Here is a 19,280-nt window from a genome sequence, read left to right as displayed (position 1 = left end):
AAGATCGGGTTTTTCCAGCAGAACTGTCAATTCTGACAGTAGGCAGGATTTCTGATCCACGTGTTAGATAACCGCAGTTTCCGGCCCATCCGGCCGGGCCCGACGGTGATCTAACGCTGGACAGGAGTCTTATCGTGGCGAGCAAAATACCTGCAAAAAAAACCGGTTCCATTCAGACAGCTAATTCGCTGCCAGCCGTTGAAGCGGAACTGCCCTATGCGATTATCGAGCACGCTGCGAACAACAGCCTGCTGTATCCCATCGATGCAATCAATGGCACGACGGCCACGCTGACGCTGCCGGCGAATGCCACCAACGTCATGTTCTATATGGCGGTCAAGGATCAGGACGAGCCAAGCTTCGAGCCGATCTCTGTGGAAAATGGCATCAATGTCGTCGACATTCCGGCACGGTGGATCAGCTACTGCATCGGGCACACGGTATTGATCAAGTACACGGCCAATGCAGGGGGGCGAGCACTGGAATCCCTGACGCTGGAGTTGGAAATCCAACAGATCAGGGAGGAGCATCTCGTCGTCTCAAGGCCGGTGTTTACCCATGCCAAGGAGCAGTGGAGTACCTGGTACCTGCGCATGCAGGAGTTTACGGGGGATGAAATTGTCGCGATCAAGGCTTGGCCGATGATTCAACCCGGGCAGCGGTTGTTTGCCGTTGTTGCGGGTAACCAGCATGTCGCGCCCTATCGCTTCGCCTGGGTGGCCAGGGATCATGTGGTGCAGGAGCACGAAGCCCATCCAGACCATGTTTTCCGCTTTACGCTTTCGCGAGGCTGGCTGTCCAGGCTGGACGACTATTCGGCGATCACCGCTCACCTGGGCGTGATTTGGGACACCACCGCCCCGGTATACCCTGCGCCTGGCGATCCGCTTCTGGAGAATCCACTCCCAGTGAACGCCGAGGATTTCCACCTGCGCACTACCTCATTGCTACGGGTCGACCCTGCGCTGGATCTGAAACCGCCGCACTTGCGCGAGTCCGCGCATTACAACGGTGAGTGGTGCCTCAATCCTGAAAACACCCAGGAGGGAGGGGAGATCGTTATCCAGGGGCTGGACACTTACAAAGGTGACGAGGTGCGGTTTAGTGTAAGCGGGCCCGGTTATGCGAAAAAGCCGTTGGGGGATTACACGGTTGAACAGGACGGCGAGATGCCTGTCGTCAAACTGCCGGCCTGTGTGGTGGCATGTTTCTTCAACAAGCAGATGACGTTGAGCTATGACCTCGCCGTCAGTGGCACGGTACAGCCGTCCCCAGTAAGGGTGATCAACGTTTTAACCGCCGAATTTGAGCGCCCGTTGATTGAAGAAGCGAACCCGGATCGGTTGTTGTGCCTTGATAACTTTTCAGGGGATGCAAACGTGATAGCGCCCTTGGGGGCATATGGTCAGTGCGCGAGCCATTGCTGGATGTGGATCGATGCTAAACATGCAGACGGCAGCGCTTACCGCTTGGATATTCTGGACGGTGAAGTTGTCACGGACGCTTGGAAAAGCGACGGCGTCAGGGCTGATATTCCAAGGGTTGCGTTGGAGAAGATCGGCGATTGCTCCAAGTTCGAACTGCGCGTCAAGGCCAGCTTTTGCGAGGCGAGCGAACTGAAGGACGCCCTCGAATTCCCACCCGCGACATTCACAATTTACCAGCAGCCCCTGACGCCACGGGCACCCACAGTCAGGGAGGCACAGGGCGGTGTTTTGGTGGCGTGGAACGGTCGTGAAGGGGGGCATGTCGAGGCGGTTTACGATGGCTATCAACCGAGCCACCAGCATACTGCCCAATGGTGCTTGAAAGGGGAGGACAGTTGCTGGTCACTGCCTTTGCAGCAGGGCACGTCCGACCCGGTCACTTTCCTTGCCTCCCGCGAACAAGTGATCAACAGCTTGCGCAAGACGGCACTGATTTCTTATACCGTGATCAATGCCTGCAAGCAGATGGTGTCCGAGACACTGGAGTTGCAGGTTGGTGAGCCCATCATGGCGCGGCGTCCTCGTCCCGTGGTGAGGCAGGCGACTGGCAACATCCTGGATCTGCGTACCTTCCCAGGGAAGGATGCAGAGGTCATCGTCAAGAGCTCCGATGTCGACGTCGATTTGGCGTGGTGGTTTTTCATGGAGGGGCATTTCGGGGTTATGACGCTTGAAGGAACTGCAAAAGATGGCTCTTCGACCACCGTACCGATCATGGCGAGGCGCCTCGAAAGCAGTGATAGGTACGAATTGTCGTGCTTGATCCCACGCTCGGATTTGGAGAAGTTAGCAAGTAATACGCAGATCACCATTAACTTTTCGCATTTCATAGGCCCAGATCCGGTTAAAAGCGTCGAGATCAAGTTTCAGCCGTTGACGTTGAACTTCATCACAGCGCTTTACGACCTCACTGATTTTGACCCATCCGGCAAAGGCTGGAATGGTTGGCAGAGAGGCTTAGGTGCATTAGACCCCAACGATCTGGAGTTGAGAGATGATCCGTGGGGCGGCTGGATTGGTTACTGGTTGCGTGACTACAGTTATACAGATACATCCAACCCTGCTACTGAGAGCGAGAAAATGTTTAAGATTTTCACCGATCTGGAACCGGGGCGCTCATATCATTTCTCAGCCTTGGTCTGTAATAGTAGTGGTCAAGGCGCCTCCCCCCTCATGGCGTTAGCCGTTGATAGAAAAGATATAACCGCTGTGATACAGCCTCCGACAACCTGGCAGACACTTGAGGGCGTATTCGTAGCTACTTCAAGGACCGCAAGGCTTAGCGTTAATAATCACCAAATGGGTGCGGTCCGTGGTAACGATTTTGGAGTCACTATGCTCAAGCTCAACGAAGTCCAGCAATAGTTAACTGAGGTGGATCAAGCATAAGGCCTTCGATGTTCGGAGGCCTTATCCATAACGTATGCGCGTTGCTTATTTGGGCCCCAGTATCTTCACCAACTTCTCCGGCGACGGCGCCCCTTGCTGTTGCTGCAAGCCCCCCTTGTCATCCAGATAGAAAATCGCCGGCGTCGCCGACAACTCCAGTTCCTCCATCAACTTCATATTGGCATCGAGCTTGGCCTCGATATCCGCCGGGATTTTGGCCAGTGCCTGCAACTTGCTGCCCTTGCCGGCGCCTTCGTGTTCTTCCAGGGCTTTTTGCGGGTCTTTGGCGGCTAACAGCGCTGCGGATTTGCCTGGGCTGTCTTCGCGGATGATGCCGACCATGATGTGGCGCAACTGCACCTTGCCGGCTTTTACCCAAGGGCGGGCTTGTTCCCAGAACATGTTGCAGTACGGGCAGTTGGGGTCGCTGAACAGGTAGACGGTGCGCGGTGCATTGACGTCGCCGTCCTGGATCCAGCTGCTCTTTTCCATCTTGGCCCAGACTTCCTTGGACATCGGCGCGTACACCAGTTTTTCCAGGGGCGCGCTGCTCAGGTCGTTGCCCTGGGCGTCGTACAGGTTGCCGGCGATCACGCTTTTGCCGTCGGCGGTCAGGTACAGCGCCATGCCGCGGTTCTGGTACTGCGCGGCGTAGCCGGTGAGGCCGCTGGGGGCGTCGAATTTGCCGAGGATTTTAGCGCCCTTGGCTTCGATCTGTTTGATCGGGGCCGGCCAGTCTTCGGCCTGGGCCAGGGTGGCGGCGAGCGTCAAAGGCAGCAGGGTCAGCAGGTGGCGGAGGCGAGGCATGTGGGTTTCCTTTGTGGGGCGGTGTCGAAGGGTTCCATGGCACGGGCCAGGCTGGCTTGGGACAGTTCACCCAGGTGACTGTTGATCAGGCGCCCGTCGGCTGTGTAGAACAGGGTGGTGGGCAGGGCCATGGAACCCACGGCCTGGCCGAGGCGACCGCTGGCGTCGAACAGCACGTTATCCAGATTCAGGCCCTGAGTGGCCAGGTACGTGCTGACGCTTTGCATGCTCTCGGCCTGGTTGACGAACAGGAAGGTGACGTCCGGGCGTTGGTGCTGCGCGCGTTCCAGCACCGGCATTTCCCGACGGCACGGCGGGCACCAGGTGGCCCAGAGGTTGATCACCAGCGGGCCGCCTTTGTAATCGGCCAGTTGCACTACATTGCCATTGGCATCGCGCAAGGTGATGTCCGGCAGTTGCGAGCCCTTGTCGTAAAGGTGCAGGGACAGGCTGGCCATGCCCCAGAACACCAGGCCGCTGATTACCCCGGCACTCAGTGGCTTGCGCAGGGCCGGGCGCCGCCAGCCGTAGGCCAGCGCTCCCAGCACCAAGGCGATAACGCCGGGCCAGGCGAGAAAGCCGCCGTCGCGCAGGTCGACCATCTGCAGCCAGTCGTTGCGGTAATCGCTCCAGTACATCAGTACAAAGCTGACGCGCGCGGTCAGCATGCCGAGAAGGAACAGGCTGAACAGCACCGATTCGGGGTTTTCACCGCCACGTTTGGCCACGCGCCAGCCCACCAGGGTGGCGAGAATCAGCGCGCTGATCAGCAGGATATGATTCAGGGCGATGGCGAAGGTGCCGATGGTGAGGGTCAGCATCAGCGCGCGTCTCGGGTTTGCGTCCAGCGTTGCAGGAAGGCGGCGGCATCCACTTCGCCAGTGATGCGCTGGGCGCGGCGTTCTTCGCCGTCCGGGCCGATCCATACGAAGCTCGGTGGCCCGGGGACTTTGTAACGGCCAAGCAGCTCGCGGCTGGCGGCGTTGTCGGCGGTAACGTCCAGGCGCAGCAGGCGCACGTCTTTCAAGGCATCCATCACTTCAGGTCTACCGAACACCTGTTTTTCCATGATCTTGCACGACACGCACCAGTCGGCGTAGTAATCCACCAGCACCCATTGGCCCTGGGCCTTGGCGCTGTCGAGCTGGCTTTGCAGGGCGGCGGGGTCGTTGATGGTCACGAACGCATCGTGCGCGCTGGCGGTGGCCGAGACCTGCGCGCCGCTGTAGACCTTCAGCGGTTGCCACAGCTCATCGCTGCCACCCGCCGCGCCCACTACCAATATCGCGCCCCACAGTCCCAGCAGCAGGGAACCGGCGCCACACACCTTGGCGGCCAGGCCGTATTCACGGGCCAGGGCCCAGCCACAATAGGCCATGACCAGCGCCAGTGCGCCCCACAGGCCGATCCACAGGCTTTCGTCGACCACCGGGCGGATCATCAGTACGGCGGTGCCGAGAAACAGGTAGCCGAAGATGCCCTTGAGCACGTTCATCCAGGTGCCCGGCTTGGGCAGGAACCGGTTGCCCACGGTGACCAGCAGCAACAGCGGGATACCGATGCCGATGCCCATGGCAAACAGGATCAGGCCACCGTGCAGCGCATTGCCGCTCTGGGCGATATACAGCAAGGCGCCGGCCAGGGGCGCGGTCATGCACGGGCCCACCAGCAGGCCGGACAACGCGCCGAGAATGCCGGCACCGACCAGGCTGCCACCGCTTTGCTTGCGGCTGACATGGTCCAGGCGATCGCGCAGGAAGGCCGGCAGTTGCAGTTCAAAGAAGCCGAACATCGGCAGGGCAAGGAGCACGAACAACGCGGCGAAACTGCCGAGGATCCACGGGGTTTGCAGCAGTGCGGCAAGGTTGCCGCCGAGCAACGCGGCCATCACGCCCAGCGCGGCATACACCAGGGCCATGCACACCACGTAGCTGCTGGCCAAGGCAAAGCCGCGACGCGGGCTGGCACCGCTGCCCACCACCAGCCCGGCGAGGATCGGCAGCATCGGCAGCGAGCAGGGCGCAAACGCCAACAACAGGCCCAGGCCGAAAAAGATCAACAGGCTCCAGCCCAGGCTGCGCTGTTGCAGGCCGCTGGCCAGGCTCTGGTCCTGGGCCTCGGCGGTGGCGGCGACTGCCGGGTTGCCGCCCAGATCCACGGTGATCGATTGCGGCGGATAGCACAGGCCGGCATCGGCGCAGCCCTGCCAGCCCAGTTTGACCTGGCCGGTGGCGCCGGCCGGGATCTTCACTTCCAGGCCCTGGCGATACACTTGCTGTTCGCCGAAGAACTCGTCGCTATGGGCTTCGCCCTGGGGCAACACAGGCTTGTCGGCCAGGCCGTCGAATTTCATGCGCTGCTGGTACAGGTAGTAACCGTCGGCAATCTGCCAGTACAGCTGGGTCTCGCCGCTTTCAAGACGTTCGGAGGTAAAGGTGAACGCTTTGCCCACCGGCAGGAAATCAGGTTTGGTCTCGAAAGGGTTGCCCGGCGCGGCCTGGGCCAGCCCCGCGAACAACACCAGCAGAAAGGTCAATAGATGCCGCATGGTCCAGCCTTAGTTCGATACAAGTGAGGCACACAATGTGTGGCGTTGATTAACCGATGATTAACCGGGCGCTATTCTAGAGTGTAGAGATTCTATGGTGTTGCGAAGTTCGCGGCATAATGCGCGCTTAATCCGTGCCTTTTCTAATCACCCGCATCTTTCATGAAGGGTTCAGCATGCACGTACTGGTCTGTGAAGACGACGAACTGATCGCCAGCGGCATCGTGGCCGGCCTCACCGCCCAGGGTTTCACGGTCGAACGCGTGGGCACAGCGGCGGCGGCCAGGGCGATGCTCAGGGCGGCGACCTTCGACATCATGGTGCTCGACCTTGGCCTGCCCGACGAAGACGGCCTGAAACTGCTGCAACAACAGCGCAGCCAGGGCCTGGAAATTCCGGTGCTGATCCTCACCGCGCGTGACTCGGTGACCAACCGCGTCGATGGCCTGCAGGCGGGTGCCGATGACTACCTGCTCAAGCCCTTCGACCTGCGCGAACTCGCCGCCCGCCTGCAAACCCTGCTGCGCCGCGTGGCGGGGCGCAGTGTCAACCTGATCGAACATGGCCGCCTGGCGTACGACCCCAGCAGCCGCGAGACTTTCCTGGGCGGCCAGCCGGTGGACCTGTCGCGCCGTGAACAAGCGCTGTTGCAGGCCCTGCTGCACAACAAGGGCCGTGTGCTCTCCAGCGAGCAGCTCAAGGACAGCGTCTACGGGTTCAACGACGAACTGGAAAGCAACGCGCTCAATGTGCACATCCACCACCTGCGGCGCAAATTGGGCAATGGCATCGTCGAGACCGTGCGCGGCCTCGGCTATCGCCTGGGCCCGGCCGATACGGGAGAGGATGCTCCGTGATGAGCCTGCGCCTGCGCCTGACGTTCAAGCTCGGCGCCGCGTTTGTGTTGATCTGGGCCCTGGCGGCGGCCTGGATGCTCAACGACCTGCGCAACCAGATGATGTTTTCCCTCGACCAGCGCCTGGTCGCCTCGGCGCGTATGGTGGCCGGGCTGACCGAACAGATGCCGGGCCTGGCCAGCGTCGGCGTCGGCACCCATTTGCGCACCGAACAACTCAATGTACCGGGGGGCATGGCCTGCCAGGTCAGTTCCCTGCATGGCGAAATCCTGGCGCGCAGCCATACCACGCCGGATGAGGGGCTGGAGTCGCGCAAGAGCGGTTTTCGCGACCAGATGATCGATGGCGTGGGCTGGCGCAGTTTCACCCTGTCCCGTGGCGACCTGCTGATCACCACGGCCGACCGTCAGGTGGAGCGTGAGGCGCTGAACCTGTCGATCCTGCTGGCGGCCTCAGTGCCGGTCGGCGTGGCCTTGTTGGGGTGCCTGTGCTTGCTGTGGCTGGGCATCGGCCAGAGTCTGGTGCCGCTCAATCGCATGCGGGACGCCTTGATGCGCCGCAGCGCCGACTCGCTCGAATCGCTGCAGATCCACCCGCTGCCCAGTGAACTCAAGCCGTTGCTCGACACCCAGAACCAACTGTTGCAACGCATCGCCAAGACCATCGAGCGCGAACGCCGCCTGACCGGCGACGCCGCCCATGAACTGCGCAGCCCGTTGACCGCGATCAAGACCCACCTGCAAGTGGCCCGTATGACCGAAGGCGCGGCCCGTGACCAGTCCCTGGCCCACGCCGAGGAAGGCGCCGACCGCTTGCATCGCACTCTGGAGCAACTGTTGCTGCTGGCGCGCGTAGAGGGCAGCTTGTCGTTCGATGACGGTCTGCAGTCCAGCGCCGAGGACGTTGCCAGGCTGGCGATCCAGGACGCCAACGCCGGGGACAACTCGCGCATCGACCTGGTCCTGGCGGACAGCCTTGCCGCCACACCGGTGGACATGCCCGTGGGCCTGGCCGTCGCGGCCTTGCGTAACCTGCTGGACAACGCCTTGCGTCACACCCCGGCCGATACCCGGGTGGAGCTGAAGGTGTCGTCCAGCGCTGACAAGGTGATATTCCGCGTGCGTGACCATGGCCCGCAGATATCCAGCGAAGACCTGCAATACCTCACCCAGCGCTTCTGGCGCAACGGCAGCAGCGAAGGCTGTGGCCTGGGCCTGGCGATCGTTCAAGCGATCGTCCAGCGCTGCGCTTGCTCGTTGACATTCGACAGCCAGGCGGATGGCCTGCGGGTTGAATTGGGCATGCCGCTGCGACGCTGACTTTTCTGCAAGTGCCAAATAGTTACCGCCCGCTTGAAGCTCACGCCTTCAGGATGGCGGTAATTTTTTTGCGCTTGAAAGGGCCGAATGATTCGGCCCGTACTGAAAAGGACGGATCTTATGTTGGTCATCGATACCAGTTTCCCTGCCAGGGACTTCAACGAACGTAACGGCGAGCCGGTGGGGCAAATACTCTTGCATTACACCGCGGCGCCCTTTGTCTCGTCCTTGCGCACCCTGACCCAGAACGGGGTCAGCGCTCACTATCTGCTGCCCGATCCTGACGAACCGGTCTACCGCGCCGCCGGTTATGAAGAACTGCGCGTGTTTCGCCTGGTGCCCGAGGACAAGCGCGCCTGGCATGCCGGGGCGAGCCATTGGGATGGGCGGGATAACCTCAACAGTCGCGCGATTGGCATTGAAATCGTCAACCTGGCGCGCGATGACAAAGGCGTGTTCACCTTCCCGGCGTATCGCGAGCAACAGGTAGAGGTTTTGATTACGCTGGTGCGCGATATTCTGGAGCGTTATCCGCAGATCGGACCGGTGGATATTCTCGGGCATTCGGATGTGGCGTACTGGCGCAAAAGCGACCCGGGGCCCGAGCTGCCTTGGCGCTGCCTGTATGAGGCCGGAGTAGGCGCCTGGTTTGACGAGGCAACCCGAGCGATGTACCAACGCCGGTTTTGCCTGGGGTTACCGCCGGAGGTGGAGGTAGAGCGGGCCTTTCAGCGGTATGGGTACAAACCAGCGTGGAACCGCCAAGCCTTTGAACAGCGGACCCGGGCGTTTCAAATGCACTTTCGGGCGCGGGATTACGGTGGGCTTCTGGATGCCGAGACTTGCGCGATCCTGTACGCGCTCAACGACAAATACCGCGGGCTTTGAAACCAAACGCCATTCAAATGTGGGAGGGGGGCTTGCTCCCGATAGCGGAGTGTCAGCTAACCATTGGCTGCCTGATACACCGCCATCGGGAGCAAGCCCCCTCCCACATTTGATTTGCACACGTCTGTAAATCTGACCAGGTCCCTAAATCCCCCCGCACCTGATGCGTCTTCAGAACATGAAGTCCGTGCGCATTCCCCGCCCCCCACGGATGACCACCATCACCCGCGTATTGAGGGATCGAGAGATGTCAGTCGCCACCAGCCCCATCGAAGCCGCGCCTGTGCACGTCAGCGAAACGCTCTACCAGTTCGACGACAGCCCGTTGCTGGCCCGCCAGCGCCAGCAGGAATCCAATGCCCGCAGCTACCCGCGGCGCATTCCCCTGGCGCTCAAGCGGGCCAAGGGTATCTATGTCGAAGATGTGGAAGGCCGCAGTTTCATTGACTGCCTGGCCGGCGCGGGCACCCTGGCGCTCGGCCATAACCACCCGGTGGTGATCCAGGCCATTCAACAAGTGTTGAGCGATGAGTTGCCGTTGCACACCCTGGACCTGACCACGCCGGTCAAGGATCAGTTCGTGCAGGATTTGTTCGGCCTGCTGCCGTCGGAACTGGCGCGCGAGGCGAAAATCCAGTTCTGCGGCCCCACCGGCACCGATGCGGTGGAAGCGGCCTTGAAGCTGGTACGCACTGCCACCGGGCGCAGTACGGTGTTGTCGTTCCAGGGCGGTTATCACGGCATGAGCCAGGGCGCGTTGAGCCTGATGGGCAGCCTCGGGCCGAAGAAGCCGCTGGGCGCATTGCTTGGCAACGGCGTGCAATTCCTGCCGTTCCCCTACGACTACCGCTGCCCGTTCGGCCTGGGTGGCGCGCAGGGCGTGCGGGTCAACCTGCATTACCTGGAAAACCTGCTCAACGACCCCGAAGCCGGCGTGTTGCCGCCGGCTGCGGTAATTGTCGAAGTGGTGCAGGGGAGGGCGGCGTGGTCCCGGCCGATCTCGACTGGCTGCGCGGGCTGCGGCGTATCACCGAACAGGCGGGCGTCGCGCTGATCGTCGATGAAATCCAGAGTGGCTTTGGCCGTACAGGCAAAATGTTCGCCTTCGAGCACGCGGGGATCATCCCGGACGTGGTGGTGATGTCCAAAGCCATTGGTGGCAGCCTGCCGCTGGCAGTGGTGGTGTACCGCGACTGGCTCGACACCTGGTTGCCGGGCGCCCATGCCGGGACCTTCCGTGGCAATCAGATGGCAATGGCGGCGGGTTCGGCAGTGATGCGCTACCTCAAGGAGCACGACCTGGCCACGCATGCGGCGGCGATGGGCGAGCGCCTGGGTGCACATCTGCGCCTGCTGCAGCGCGACTTCCCGCACCTGGGAGATATTCGCGGGCGTGGGCTGATGCTCGGCGTGGAGCTGGTTGACCCGGATGGCACGCGCGACATCCAGGGCCACCCACCGGTGCATCGCCAGCTCGCGCCGTTGGTACAACGTGAATGCCTCAAGCGCGGCCTGATCCTGGAGCTGGGCGGGCGGCATGGCGGCGTGGTGCGTTTCCTGCCGCCGCTGGTGATCACTGCCGCCGAGATCGACCGGGTCGCCGAGATCTTCGGGCGCGCCTTGGCAGCGGCGCTCGCCAGCCTCTAATTTTCCCGGTCCCTGAAACGTTTCTAGAGATATCAGCGCTGCGCATGGTGCGCAGCCAGCCTTTGAGCGACGGAGAACCGCAATGACCTCAGTATTTGACCGCGACGACATCCTGTTTCAGGTAGTGGTCAACCACGAAGAACAGTATTCGATCTGGCCCGACTACAAGGCCGTGCCGGAAGGCTGGCGAACCGTGGGCAAGAGCGGCGTGAAGAAAGAGTGCCTGGCCTATATCGAAGAGAACTGGACGGATATGCGTCCGCTAAGCTTGCGCCAGAAGATGGATGGCGCTGCACTCGCCTGAACGCCACTGATCAAAAATGTGGGAGGGGGCTTGCTCCCGATAGCGGTCTGTCAGTCAGCTTATTTTTCAGCTGACCCACCGCCATCGGGGGCAAGCCCCCTCCCACATTTAGACAGTGTCGCCTTCTAGAGGCTCTTCTCTTTCTCCAATGCGCCTGATGCTCCCGTCACCACCTGCACACTCAAGCGCGGTGTCGCCAGGTCAAGCCCGGCTTCATCCAGATGCCGCTTGAGTGACAGGTTGAACGCCCGCGACACTTCCCACTGCTTGATCGGCGCCGTCTTGAACCGTGCGCGCAGGATCGCGCTGCCCGATTCAAAACTCTCCACGCCCTGAATCTCCAGCGGCGACCAGATATTGCGGCGTTGCAGTGGGTCATTGCGCATGGCGTGGCCGACATCGCGCATCAGCTTGATCGCGTCGTCGATTTCCATGTTGTAGGGGATCGCCACGCGGAAGATCGCGTAGCCGAATTCCCGCGAGTAGTTCTTGATGCTCTTGATCTCGCTGAAGGGAATGGTGTGCACGATGCCGTCGATATCGCGCAGGCGCACGGTGCGAATGGTCAGCCCTTCGACGGTGCCGAGGTGGCCGCCGACGTCCACGTAGTCATCGATGGCCAGGGAGTCTTCGATGATGATGAACAGGCCGGTGATCAGGTCGGCTACCAGCGACTGCGCACCGAAACCGATCGCCAGGCCGATCACACCGGCACCGGCCAGCAGTGGCGTGACGTTCATGCCCATGTTCGCCAGGGCGACGATGGCGGCGATGATAAAAATAGTCACGAACAGCACGTTGCGGATCAACGGCATCATGGTTTGCGCACGCGCGTTGGCCAGGCCTTTACGCGAGCGGGTCAGGGCATGATGGATCGCGGTGTCGCTGAGAATCCAGATCAGCCAGGCAAACAGTAAAGTCCCACCGAGGCTGAACAGTTTGACGCTGATTTCATGGCCGTCGCCTTCGGTGAAGCGAATCAGTGACAGGCCCCACACCCGCAGGCCCAGTTCGATGAACACCAGCCACACCAGCAGGTGCGCCAGGGTGTAGACGAAGCTTTTCAGGCGGTCGGAGTACAGCGCATGGCGCTTGTGCCCGCGTTGCGGCTTAAGGGCGTGGCGCCGCACCAGCCCGTTGATCACCATGCACAACACCAGCAACACGGTGCACAGCAGCGACTGGCGCAGGGCGGTACTGGTGTCGCCGGCGGACAGGAAGGTGGCGAACAGCGAAATACCCACCAGCAACAATGCCGGCAAGTACCAGAAAGTGCCGATGATCGACAGGGTATCGGTGAGGGCGCGACGCGTCAGGCGACGCGACAGTGGCTGGTTACGGATCAGGTGAGCGATCGGCCGACGGAAGCGCAGGATGAACACGCCAGTGGACAGCGCCGCCATCACATTGGCCACGGTTGCGGCCGTATGAGCCAGGTGCTGGCCGAGCGCCGTGACCAGCCGCGGGTCGCTCAAGGCTTCGCCAAAGGCGGCGAAACTGCCGATCCACCACAGCGGGCGAAAGGCCTGATGGCGCAGGATATACAGGGCGCGATGGCGGTGCGGGCCGTCCAGCAGGGAAAACGCAATCACGCAGATCGCCGAGAAACAGGTGCCGACGACCAGGGCGTAAGCCAGCACCATCGCCAGGGATTTGCCCAGGGACGAGGGCAGGGCGTAGCTCAGGTAAACCGTGATCACCAGGGCGATCAACCACGGGCCGAGTTTGCGCAGGGCGAAGCGCAGCATGTCCCAGGTGCGTGGGTGTTGCGGAAGCTCTTCAGGCAGGCCGAAGCGTTCGCGCACGCGGTGGCTGAGCCAGATCAGCGCGGCGGCCAGCAGGCTCCATACCGCCAGGATTACCGCAAAACCAAAGATGATCGGCAGCCATTCAGTGGCCGGCAGCATCAGCGCACTGAGTTCCTCCTTGGCCAGGTCGACTTCATTGGACCAGCGGCCCAGTGGGCTGTCGGCGCCGGAGAACTGCTGTTCAAAGCCCGACAGCGTGCTGCCGATCAGGCCGAGCACACCGAGTTCGGCCGCCGGTTGGGCTTTTTGCGTGGCGGCGCGCAGTTTCTTCAAGTCGCTCAGCAACTGGGTGCGCTGCTGATCGTTCTCCAGGGTCTTGATCACCTCGTCCAGCGACTGCCCCAAAGGCACCTCGGCCTGGGGTTGGGCTTTGTTGGAGCTGCCCAGCATTCCGGGCAAACCCACGGCTTGGGCGCAGGTGATAGGCAGCAGCGTGAGCAGGGCGATGAGCAGGTAGCAGGGCAGGGCAAACAGACGGGAAAGCACGAGGCAGTCAACCTTGAAAACGACGAATTGGCCGAGTGTACGAGGCCGCTATGCCAGATGCGAGCGCATTTGTTATTCCGCCAGTTTGGCGAGGATCTTGTATACCACGGTGCCCAGGATCAGCAGCATGCCGACCCACATGCCGAACACGCCAAGGGGTTTGTCGCGAAAGTTGAAGCCTACGGCGAGCAGGAGCATGCCGATCAGGATCGGGATAAGCATGGCGTGGAAAGAAGACATGGAGATCATCAGGCGACGGCCTTGTCGGAGTGGGAGTTCTGACAAGTTTAGGTCGGATTATGGGAAATGCAGGTGATATGGATCAGGTGAATACATAACCAATGTGGGAGGGGGCTTGCCCCCGATAGCGGTGGAACAGTCAACAGATACTTTGACTGACACTCTGCCATCGGGGGCAAGCCCCCTCCCACATTTTCTGACTGCATTCAGTCCTGAATTCAGGGCAGGTCGCGGCTGGCGTAGAACGCGCCCAATACCTTCACCAGATGCGCCAGGTCATGGCTACCACACAGCTCGCGGATGGAATGCATGGCAAACGTCGGCAGGCCGATGTCCACGGTGCGCACACCCAGGTGGCTGGCGGTGATCGGCCCGATCGTCGAACCGCAGCCCATATCGCTGCGCACCACAAAGCTCTGCACCGGCACTTCCTGGGCCATGCACAGGTGGCGGAAGAACCCGGCGGTTTCGCTGTTGGTCGCGTAGCGCTGGTTGCTGTTGACCTTGATCACCGGGCCGGCGTTGAGCTTGGGACCGTGGTTGGCGTCGTGTTTTTCAGCGTAGTTCGGGTGCACGCCATGGGCGTTGTCTGCAGACACCAACAGGGATTTCTGAATGGTGCGTACGAATTCTTCACCTTCTGGCAGCAGGCGACGCAGGGTCTGTTCGAGCATCGGGCCATCGGCGCCGCAAGCCGAGCAGGAGCCGACTTCTTCATGGTCGTTGCACACCAGCACGCAGGTTTCATCGGTGTCGCTGGTGAGCAGGGCTTGCAACCCGGCGTAGCACGACAGCAGGTTGTCCAGGCGCGCACCGGCAATGAAGTCGCCATTGAGGCCAATCACCGCAGCGCCTTGAGTGTCGTAGAAGCTCAACTCGTAATCGAGTACCACGTCGGCGTTCAGCCCATGCTCGCGAGCCAATTGTTCGGTGAGCACGGCGCGAAAGTCCACGCGCTCGTCACCGGCAAACTGCGCGAGGATCGGCGGCAGTTCGGTCTGGGCATTGATCGCCCAGCCCTGGTTGGCCTCACGGTTCAGGTGGATGGCCAGGTTGGGAATGATGGCGATCGGCAGCTTGAAGTCGATCAGCTGGCTTTCGACCTTGCCATCGCGGCGGAACGTGACGCGGCCGGCCAGGGACAAGTCGCGGTCGAACCACGGGGCCAGCAAGGCGCCGCCGTAGACTTCCACGCCCAACTGCCAGAAACCCTGGCGTTGCAGCTCGGGCTGGGGCTTGACCCGCAGACACGGGCTGTCGGTGTGGGCGCCGACCATACGGATGCCGTCTTGCAGCGGCGAATGGCGGCCCAGTTTGAACGCGATGATCGAGGAATCGTTACGGGTCACGTAATAGCGACCGTTGGCTTCGGTGGCCCAGGTGTCACGCTCGTCGAGACGCTGGTAACCGGCCGCTTCCAGGCGCTGGGCGAGGGCGGCAGTGGCATGAAAAGGAGTAGGGGAGGCCTTGAGGAAGTCGATCAGGCCTTGATTCAACGCATCGCGCATAAATAGCTCCAGACAGCAATGCGCGGAGTTTACCGTCCGAGGGCAAGAAGTGCACAGAACAAATGTGGGAGGGGGCTTGCCCCCGATGGCAGTGGGTCAGTCAACAGATTCAGTGACTGACACTCCGCTATCGGGGGCAAGCCCCCTCCCACATTTGACCGTATTCACAATCTAAAAAGGCGCCGGGCACTCGAAGCGCAAGCGCTCGTGGCTTTGTGGGTGAGTGAAGCTCAGCATGCTCGCGTGCAGGCACAGGCGCGGCCAGGCGGCGAGGGCCTGTTCGTGGGCATACAGACCATCGCCGAGCAGCGGGTGGCCGATGGACAACATGTGCACGCGCAACTGGTGCGAGCGCCCGGTGATCGGCGTCAGTTCGACGCGGCACCAGTCGCCGCAACGTTCCAGCACCTTCCAGAAAGTCAGCGCGTGCTTGCCGAACTCATGGTCGACCACATGGCGCGGCTTGGTCGGCGGGTCATAGCGCAAGGGCAGGTCGATGCTGCCGCTGTCCAGTTCCGGCTGGCCCCAAGCCAAGGCGGTGTAGGCCTTTTCTGTTTCGCGGTCGTGAAACTGGCGGGACAGTTCGCGGTGGGTATCAGCGTCCCGCGCCAGCAGGATGATGCCCGAGGTTTCCCAGTCAAGGCGATGGACGATGCGGGCTTCGGGGTAGCCGTTTTCCTGCAGGCGGGTGATCAGGCAGTCCTTGTTGTCGTCGGCGCGGCCGGGCACCGAGAGCAGCAGGGTCGGCTTGTTCACCACCAGGACAGCGTCGTCCTGATGCAGGATATGGATGTTGGACAACGGCATTAAACAGCCTCGTAACAAACGCCAACGGCGGCTCGCCCACCCGGTTCCCGAAAAGGGATCAAGGTGATCGAGCCGCCGTGGCGGCCGCCTGTTCGATCAACGATCAGGCAGGGTGATATTGAGTTCCAGAATCGAGCAGCTGCCGTCATTTTCCAGGGCGACATGCACGTCATCGTTGCCGATATTGACGTACTTGCGGATCACCTCGACCAGTTCCTTCTGCAAGGCTGGCAGGTAATCCGGGGTGCTGCGTTGGCCGCGTTCGTGCGCCACGATGATCTGTAGACGCTCTTTCGCGACCGACGCGGTACTTGGCTTTTTGTTGGCGCGAAAGAAGTCGAGAAATTTCATTGTTCAATTGCCTCCAAAGATACGCTCGAAGAATCCCTTCTTCTTGACATCGAGGAAGCGGTGTTCCACGGTCTTGCCCAGCAGGCGATCCACAGCATCGCTGTACGCCTGGCCGGCGTCGCTCTGGTCGTCGAGAATCACCGGCACGCCCTGGTTGGACGCTTTCAGCACGGCCTGGGATTCCGGGATCACACCGAGCAGGGTCACCGCGAGGATGTCCTTGACGTCTTCAACGCCGAGCATTTCGCCGTTGCTGACGCGCTCAGGGTTGTAGCGGGTCAGCAGCAGGTGTTCCTTGATCGGCTCTTCGCCTTTTTCGGCGCGCTGGGACTTGCTGGCCAGCAGGCCGAGCATACGGTCCGAGTCACGTACCGAGGACACTTCCGGGTTGGTCACCACGATGGCTTCATCGGCGAAGTACATCGCCAGGTGAGCACCGGTTTCGATACCGGCCGGGGAATCGCATACCACGTATTCGAAGGTTTCTTTCAGTTCGGCGAGGACTTTGCCTACGCCTTCCTTGGTCAGCGCGTCTTTGTCACGGGTCTGGCTGGCGGCCAGCACATACAGGTTCTCAAGGCGCTTGTCCTTGATCAGGGCCTGTTGCAGGTTGGCTTCGCCGTTCACCACGTTGACGAAGTCGTATACCACGCGGCGTTCGCAGCCCATGATCAGGTCGAGGTTACGCAAACCCACGTCGAAGTCGACGATGACTGTCTTGTGGCCGCGCAGAGCGAGGCCGGTACCGATAGCGGCGCTGGTGGTGGTCTTACCCACACCACCCTTGCCGGATGTAACCACGAGAATCTTGGCCAAGGTGTTTCACCCCTAAGGAAAAAGGACTTTTGGTCCCTGAAAAACATCTCTTGAAACTCGCTGCAGGCGGACAGCCTTTGTAGGAAGAAGCCAGGTTTTTTCCGGGGAAAACACCAACTTCAACTAGTCCTACGCAAGTATTGCCGGTTTCGCTTTGCTATCAGAGCCTAGAGATGCTTGGAAAATGCGGCAGTATCCGTTAAAGACGGATGATGTTCAACACATCGCCCGACAGGTTGACCTGTACCGAAGCCCCCCACAGCGGATCACGGCGCAAGTCTTCGGACACCTTGTACTGACCCGCGATGGAAACCAGCTCAGCGGTCAACTGCTGGCAGAAAATACGCGCCTTGGTATCACCCTTGATGCCGGCCAGGGCACGTCCGCGCATCGGGCCGTATACATGGATATTGCCATCGGCGAGAAGTTCCGCGCCGGGGCTGACCGAGGACACCACCACAAGGTCGCCGCCCTGGGCGTAAATCTGCTGCCCGCCGCGCACGGGCGAGGTAATGATCTTGGTCGGCCGGATCGTGGGTTCCGGGGGTTTTTCCGGTTTTTTCTTCTGTTCACCGACCAATGGTTCGAGCGGACGCTCGCGTGCGCCGGACGGCGGCAGTACTGGCAGTTCAATGGCGATGGCCGCGGCAATGTCTTCGATACGGCTGGCGCGAATCGCCAGGGTCCGCAGGCCGTGGGAGCGGCACACGCGCATCAGCCCGGGCAGGTCGATGACGCCTTGGCCGGCCGGCAGCTTGTCCAGGGCCAGTACCAGCGGGGCATTGTTGAAGAAATTCGGCGCCAGGGCGACCTTGGCGGCCAGTTGGCGGTCCAGGGCGTCGAGGTCATTGCGGGCCAGTTCCAGCACGGTAATGGCGAGCATGCTGCCTTTCAGCTGGAACACGGGATCTTGGTCTAGCGGTTCGGTTTGGCTCATGGTCGGCAAAAGCGGCTTGTCACGAAAAGTGTCGAGACTTATAACGAGAACACTCACCCGCCGCAAGCCGAGTCGAACCGTTGTAGAATGCGCGGCCCTTGTCTTTACCGGAATCTGTAATGGATCGCCCGCGTTTTCGAGCTGTATTTCTTCACCCGCGTTTTTGGCCATTATGGCTGGGGCTGGGCCTGCTGTGGCTGGTCACCCAACTGCCGTACCGTGTGCTGCTGACCATTGGTCGCCTGCTGGGCGCGGGCATGTACCGCGTGGCCGGTGAGCGACGCCGCATCGCCGCGCGCAACCTGGAGTTGTGCTTCCCGGAAAAATCCGCCAAGGAGCGCAAACGCCTGCTCAAGGAAAATTTCGCCTCCACCGGTATCGCCTTCTTCGAGATGGCCATGAGTTGGTGGTGGCCCAAGCCGCGCCTGGCGCGGCTGGCCCATGTGCAAGGGTTGGAGCATCTCAAGCAGGCGCAATTGGACGGCAAGGGCGTGATCCTGATGGCTTTGCACTTCACCACCCTGGAAATCGGCGCTGCCCTGCTCGGGCAAAAGCACACCATCGACGGCATGTACCGCGAGCACGGCAACCCGCTGTTCGACTTTATCCAGCGCCGTGGCCGCGAGCGCCACAACCTTGATTCCCTGGCGGTGGAGCGCGACGACGTGCGCGGCATGCTCAAGCTGCTGCGCGCCGGCCGGGCGATCTGGTACGCACCGGACCAGGACTACGGCGCCAAGCAGAGTATCTTCGTGCCGCTGTTCGGCATCCAGGCCGCCACTGTCACGGCCACCAGCAAGTTCGCGCGCCTGGGCAAAGCCCTGGTGGTGCCTTTCACCCAGGAACGCCTGGCCGATGGCAGCGGCTACCGACTGGTGATTCATGCACCCTTGACGGATTTCCCCGGCGAGACTGACGAAATCGACTGCCTGCGCATCAACCAGTGGGTCGAAGCCTCGGTGCGCGACTGCCCCGAGCAATACCTGTGGACCCACCGCCGCTTCAAGAGCCGGCCACCGGGCGAACCCAAGCTGTACGAAAAACGCCGTCGGTAAGACTTACCTTTCCCATATGGAGTGAC

The 19,280-nt window shown here is 61.4% G+C and carries 16 protein-coding genes and 1 pseudogene; 7 read left to right on the top strand and 10 right to left on the bottom strand.

Annotation, left to right across the window (positions count from 1 at the left end; all coding sequences use genetic code 11):
- Positions 1-134: 134 nt before the first annotated feature.
- A complete protein-coding gene (locus C4J88_RS18645) occupies positions 135-2,852 on the top strand; it encodes a hypothetical protein (RefSeq protein WP_124407804.1) in 2,718 nt (905 codons plus the stop codon).
- Positions 2,853-2,921: 69 nt separating this feature from the next.
- On the opposite strand, the gene dsbG is transcribed toward C4J88_RS18645, so the two are convergent.
- The 3 genes from dsbG to dsbD are packed head-to-tail and all read right to left on the bottom strand — an operon-like array spanning position 2,922 to position 6,231.
- Positions 2,922-3,683 (bottom strand): thiol:disulfide interchange protein DsbG, encoded by a 762-nt coding sequence (dsbG, locus tag C4J88_RS18640; protein ID WP_124367825.1) that lies wholly within the window; start codon positions 3,681-3,683, stop codon positions 2,922-2,924.
- The gene (locus C4J88_RS18635; RefSeq protein WP_124371394.1) at positions 3,659-4,504 is read right to left on the bottom strand and encodes a TlpA disulfide reductase family protein; all 846 of its coding nucleotides are present in this window, start codon (positions 4,502-4,504) and stop codon (positions 3,659-3,661) included. Before C4J88_RS18635 ends, dsbG begins: the two co-directional genes overlap by 25 nt.
- Positions 4,504-6,231, bottom strand: a complete 1,728-nt coding sequence (dsbD, locus tag C4J88_RS18630) for a protein-disulfide reductase DsbD (RefSeq protein WP_124407803.1) — start codon at positions 6,229-6,231, stop codon at positions 4,504-4,506. The genes C4J88_RS18635 and dsbD overlap by 1 nt, the downstream gene beginning before the upstream one ends.
- A 176-nt stretch (positions 6,232-6,407) precedes the next feature.
- Between dsbD and C4J88_RS18625 the strand changes: the two genes are divergently transcribed.
- The 5 genes and pseudogenes from C4J88_RS18625 to C4J88_RS18605 all read left to right on the top strand — a co-directional run bounded on the left by C4J88_RS18625 (position 6,408) and on the right by C4J88_RS18605 (position 11,246).
- The gene (locus C4J88_RS18625; protein WP_124367822.1) at positions 6,408-7,088 is read left to right on the top strand and encodes a response regulator; all 681 of its coding nucleotides are present in this window, start codon (positions 6,408-6,410) and stop codon (positions 7,086-7,088) included.
- A complete protein-coding gene (locus C4J88_RS18620) occupies positions 7,088-8,407 on the top strand; it encodes an ATP-binding protein (protein ID WP_124407802.1) in 1,320 nt (439 codons plus the stop codon). The genes C4J88_RS18625 and C4J88_RS18620 overlap by 1 nt, the downstream gene beginning before the upstream one ends.
- Before the next feature lie 120 nt (positions 8,408-8,527).
- Positions 8,528-9,295 carry an N-acetylmuramoyl-L-alanine amidase gene (locus tag C4J88_RS18615; RefSeq protein WP_124407801.1) on the top strand — a complete coding sequence of 256 codons (768 nt, stop codon included), beginning with the start codon at positions 8,528-8,530 and terminating at the stop codon, positions 9,293-9,295.
- A gap of 247 nt (positions 9,296-9,542) precedes the next feature.
- A pseudogene (locus C4J88_RS18610) lies at positions 9,543-10,942 on the top strand (aspartate aminotransferase family protein).
- A gap of 82 nt (positions 10,943-11,024) precedes the next feature.
- Entirely contained in the window at positions 11,025-11,246 is a 222-nt protein-coding gene (locus C4J88_RS18605; protein ID WP_124407800.1) for an MbtH family protein, read from the top strand.
- Between the two features lie 125 nt (positions 11,247-11,371).
- Here the strand turns inward: C4J88_RS18605 and C4J88_RS18600 are convergent, their stop codons facing one another.
- From C4J88_RS18600 to minC, 7 genes are all read right to left on the bottom strand, one after another.
- Complete coding sequence (locus C4J88_RS18600; protein WP_124407799.1) at positions 11,372-13,540, bottom strand: mechanosensitive ion channel family protein; 2,169 nt, start codon at positions 13,538-13,540, stop codon at positions 11,372-11,374.
- Positions 13,541-13,612: 72 nt separating this feature from the next.
- The gene (locus tag C4J88_RS27460; protein ID WP_164487701.1) at positions 13,613-13,780 is read right to left on the bottom strand and encodes a hypothetical protein; all 168 of its coding nucleotides are present in this window, start codon (positions 13,778-13,780) and stop codon (positions 13,613-13,615) included.
- Between the two features lie 218 nt (positions 13,781-13,998).
- A complete protein-coding gene (locus tag C4J88_RS18595; RefSeq protein WP_124371387.1) occupies positions 13,999-15,288 on the bottom strand; it encodes a M18 family aminopeptidase in 1,290 nt (429 codons plus the stop codon).
- A 171-nt stretch (positions 15,289-15,459) separates the two neighbouring features.
- Positions 15,460-16,095: an RluA family pseudouridine synthase gene (locus C4J88_RS18590; RefSeq protein WP_124367815.1), complete on the bottom strand. Its 636-nt coding sequence runs from the start codon at positions 16,093-16,095 to the stop codon at positions 15,460-15,462.
- 96 nt (positions 16,096-16,191) lie between these two features.
- On the bottom strand, positions 16,192-16,446 hold the full coding sequence (minE, locus tag C4J88_RS18585; protein ID WP_003175252.1) for a cell division topological specificity factor MinE: 255 nt from the start codon (positions 16,444-16,446) through the stop codon (positions 16,192-16,194).
- 3 nt (positions 16,447-16,449) lie between these two features.
- A complete protein-coding gene (gene minD, locus C4J88_RS18580; RefSeq protein WP_124363734.1) occupies positions 16,450-17,262 on the bottom strand; it encodes a septum site-determining protein MinD in 813 nt (270 codons plus the stop codon).
- 199 nt (positions 17,263-17,461) lie between these two features.
- A complete protein-coding gene (gene minC, locus C4J88_RS18575; RefSeq protein ID WP_124363733.1) occupies positions 17,462-18,199 on the bottom strand; it encodes a septum site-determining protein MinC in 738 nt (245 codons plus the stop codon).
- 119 nt (positions 18,200-18,318) lie between these two features.
- Between minC and C4J88_RS18570 the strand changes: the two genes are divergently transcribed.
- A complete protein-coding gene (locus C4J88_RS18570; RefSeq protein ID WP_124371386.1) occupies positions 18,319-19,254 on the top strand; it encodes a lipid A biosynthesis lauroyl acyltransferase in 936 nt (311 codons plus the stop codon).
- Positions 19,255-19,280 lie beyond the last annotated feature (26 nt).

The organism is Pseudomonas sp. R4-39-08, assembly GCF_003852275.1.
Taxonomy (GTDB): domain Bacteria; phylum Pseudomonadota; class Gammaproteobacteria; order Pseudomonadales; family Pseudomonadaceae; genus Aquipseudomonas.
The sequence above is the reverse complement of the archived record's forward strand: the minus strand, read 5'-3'. Positions and strand labels throughout refer to the sequence as shown.

What these genes read in the sequence shown, in the direction of transcription:
- C4J88_RS27460 (WP_164487701.1), bottom strand. Translation starts at nt 13,780, where the DNA reads ATGTCTTCTTTCCACGCCATGCTTATCCCGATCCTGATCGGCATGCTC.
- dsbD (WP_124407803.1), bottom strand. Translation starts at nt 6,231, where the DNA reads ATGCGGCATCTATTGACCTTTCTGCTGGTGTTGTTCGCGGGGCTGGCC.
- dsbG (WP_124367825.1), bottom strand. Translation starts at nt 3,683, where the DNA reads ATGCCTCGCCTCCGCCACCTGCTGACCCTGCTGCCTTTGACGCTCGCC.
- C4J88_RS18635 (WP_124371394.1), bottom strand. Translation starts at nt 4,504, where the DNA reads ATGCTGACCCTCACCATCGGCACCTTCGCCATCGCCCTGAATCATATC.
- C4J88_RS18625 (WP_124367822.1), top strand. Translation starts at nt 6,408, where the DNA reads ATGCACGTACTGGTCTGTGAAGACGACGAACTGATCGCCAGCGGCATC.
- minC (WP_124363733.1), bottom strand. Translation starts at nt 18,199, where the DNA reads ATGAGCCAAACCGAACCGCTAGACCAAGATCCCGTGTTCCAGCTGAAA.
- minE (WP_003175252.1), bottom strand. Translation starts at nt 16,446, where the DNA reads ATGAAATTTCTCGACTTCTTTCGCGCCAACAAAAAGCCAAGTACCGCG.
- C4J88_RS18605 (WP_124407800.1), top strand. Translation starts at nt 11,025, where the DNA reads ATGACCTCAGTATTTGACCGCGACGACATCCTGTTTCAGGTAGTGGTC.
- C4J88_RS18615 (WP_124407801.1), top strand. Translation starts at nt 8,528, where the DNA reads ATGTTGGTCATCGATACCAGTTTCCCTGCCAGGGACTTCAACGAACGT.
- C4J88_RS18570 (WP_124371386.1), top strand. Translation starts at nt 18,319, where the DNA reads ATGGATCGCCCGCGTTTTCGAGCTGTATTTCTTCACCCGCGTTTTTGG.
- C4J88_RS18595 (WP_124371387.1), bottom strand. Translation starts at nt 15,288, where the DNA reads ATGCGCGATGCGTTGAATCAAGGCCTGATCGACTTCCTCAAGGCCTCC.
- C4J88_RS18590 (WP_124367815.1), bottom strand. Translation starts at nt 16,095, where the DNA reads ATGCCGTTGTCCAACATCCATATCCTGCATCAGGACGACGCTGTCCTG.
- C4J88_RS18620 (WP_124407802.1), top strand. Translation starts at nt 7,088, where the DNA reads ATGAGCCTGCGCCTGCGCCTGACGTTCAAGCTCGGCGCCGCGTTTGTG.